General features: G+C 70.0%; 2 protein-coding genes. Both read left to right on the top strand.

Going from position 1 to position 2313, the window contains the following annotated elements; genetic code table 11:
- A partial coding sequence (gene mmsB / locus Q0D75_RS05315) for a multiple monosaccharide ABC transporter permease (protein WP_291050186.1) occupies nt 1–1006 on the top strand: 1006 nt, incomplete at its 5' end.
- 80 nt (nt 1007–1086) lie between these two features.
- On the top strand, nt 1087–2301 hold the full coding sequence (locus Q0D75_RS05310) for an ROK family transcriptional regulator (RefSeq protein WP_291050184.1): 1215 nt from the start codon (nt 1087–1089) through the stop codon (nt 2299–2301).
- Nucleotides 2302–2313 lie beyond the last annotated feature (12 nt).

Raw genomic sequence — 2313 nt, 5'->3', positions numbered from 1 at the left:
GATCGGCATGGTGATCGTGATCATCGCCGGCCACATCGACCTCTCGGTCGGCTCGGTCGTGGCGTTGGTGGGAGCGGTGGCCGCCCTGTCGATGAACAGCTGGGGCATGCCCTGGTGGGCCGCCGTCATCCTCTCGCTCGTGGTGGGTGCCGTGATCGGCGCCTGGCAGGGCTTCTGGGTGGCCTTCGTCGGGATACCGGCGTTCATCGTGACCCTGGCGGGCATGCTGATCTTCCGCGGTCTCACCCTGGTGCTGCTCACCGGCGGCACGATCTCGGGTCTGCCCGACGAGTTCACCGCCATCGGCGCCGGCTGGATCCCCCCGTTCCTCGGTGAGATCCTCGACGGACGCGACGCCTTCACGCTGGTGCTCGGCATCCTCGCCTCGGCCGCGTTCGTGGTGCAGCAGGTGCGCACCCGAGCCACGCTCCGCAAGCTCGACCTGCCCCGCGAGCCCGCCGCCTCCACCATCGTCAAGAGCGCCATTCTGGTGATCGCGATCATGGCCCTGTCGTGGCAGCTCTCGGCCTACTCGGGCACCCCGATCATCCTGATCATCCTGGCCGTGCTCATCCTGCTGTACACCTTCATCCTGAACCGCACGGTCTTCGGCCGTCACGTCTACGCGATGGGCGGCAACCTGTTCGCCGCGCAGATGAGCGGTGTGAAGACGCAGTGGATCAACTTCGCGATCTTCGTGAACATGGGCGTGCTCGCCGGCCTCGCCGGTGTGGTCGCCACCGCCCGTGCGGGTTCCGCCGTGGCATCCGCCGGTCAGAGCTACGAGCTCGACGCGATCGCCGCCGTGTTCATCGGTGGTGCGGCCGTGCAGGGTGGTGTCGGAACCGTCGTGGGCGCCGTGATCGGTGGTCTCGTGATGGGCGTGCTCAACATGGGTCTGTCGATCCTCTCGGTGGATGCCGCCTGGCAGCAGGCCATCAAGGGCCTCGTGCTGCTGCTGGCCGTGGCGTTCGACATCATCAACAAGAGGCGCTCCGGACGCTGACGATAGGCTCGGGTGCGGTTCAGCGCCGCACCCGAGCGCTCGTCCACTCCCCAGATCCATCCCCGTCCCTAGGAGGAGCTGTGTCCAGCACCGGCTCTCCGCGCCCGCTGTCGGCGGGCGTCGGCAACAGCAACGACCAGACCCGCCGCCACAATCTCTCCACCATCCTCACCACGCTGCACCACGGTGGCGCCCAGACCCGCGCCGACCTCACCCGGCGTCTTGGCCTGAACCGCAGCACCATCGCCGCACTCGTCGGCGAGCTGAGCGACCTGGGCCTGGCCTTCGAGACCGCTCGCACCGACCACGGCACCGTGGGCCGGCCGTCGCCGTTCGTGCACCCGAACGAGCGGGTCGCCGCGATCGCTGTGAACCCCGACACCGACGCCATCATCATCGGGCTCGTCGGCCTCGGCGGCGTGGTGCACAAGCGCATCCGGTACGAGACGGACGGCCTGCCCACCGTGCGCGAGACCGTCAACATCGTGCGCGCGGTCGTCGACGGGATGCGCGGCGAGCTCGAGTCCAGCTATCGCATCGCGGGCGTCGGCATAGCCGTGCCGGGCCTGGTGCGCGCCGACAGCGGCATGGTCACGCTGGCGCCGCACCTCGACTGGCACGACGAGCCGCTCGCCGAGTACGTCACCGAGGCGCTTGGCTACCCGGCCACCGTCGGCAACGACGCCAACGTGGGCATCATCGCCGAGAGCATCTACGGCGCCGGCCGCGGCGTCGCCGACCTGCTCTACGTCAACGGCAGCCCCAGCGGCATCGGTGGCGGCGCTCTCGTCGCCGGCGTTCCCCTGCGCGGCGCCCAGGGCTTCGGTGCCGAGCTCGGCCACACGCTGGTGAACGGCGATGGGCTGCTCTGCCACTGCGGAAGGATCGGCTGCCTCGAGACGGAGGTGAAGCTCTCCCGTCTGCTCGCGGTGCTCGGCCGCGAGCGCATCGACGGCGACGAGCTCGACCAGCTGCTCGCCGACAACACCGACCCCGCCGTGAGCGCCGAGATCGACCGGCAGCTCGACATCCTGAGCGTCGCCCTGGCCAATTTCATCAGCGTGCTGAACCCCGAGCGCATCCTGCTCGGCGGGTTCCTGGGCTCGCTCGTCGCCGTGCACCCGGATCGGCTGCGCACGGGAGTTCTCGAGGCCTCGTTCGGGCAGCTCGCCACCGAGGTCACCCTCGAGCGCGCCCAGCTGCGCTCGCGCCTGCTGATCGTCGGCGCCGCCGAGCTCGCCTTCCAGCGCCTGCTCGACGACCCCGCCGCGGCGGCCCCCGCCCTGACGGCCTGAACCGTCGGCACC

Origin of the sequence: Herbiconiux sp. (assembly GCF_023264855.1) — a bacterium.
GTDB lineage: Bacteria > Actinomycetota > Actinomycetes > Actinomycetales > Microbacteriaceae > Herbiconiux.
Note: the sequence above shows the minus strand (reverse complement) of the source record. Positions and strands in the feature narration are given on the sequence as shown.